At 55.7% G+C, this 210-nt stretch carries 1 protein-coding gene; it reads left to right on the top strand.

Annotated elements, in window-relative coordinates; translation table 11 throughout:
• On the top strand, window positions 1–210 hold a 210-nt coding region (locus ACTHUT_RS22460; protein ID WP_440386939.1), incomplete at both ends, for a hypothetical protein.

Raw genomic sequence — 210 nt, 5'->3', positions numbered from 1 at the left:
ACGACAACATCACCACCGAAGCCCAAGACGATAAAGTGACGGTTAAGCTGAACAAAGACCTGGTAGTAGACAGCGTCAAAGCCGGCGACACCACCGTTAACAACGACGGTGTGAAAGTCGCAGGCGGTCCTAGCCTGACCAAGTCCGGTATCGATGCCGCCGGTAACAAAGTGACCAACGTGGCCGACGGCGACCTCAATGCCAACAGCA

It is taken from the genome of Neisseria sp. P0022.S010 (assembly GCF_051956635.1).
The sequence above is the reverse complement of the archived record's forward strand: the minus strand, read 5'-3'. Positions and strand labels throughout refer to the sequence as shown.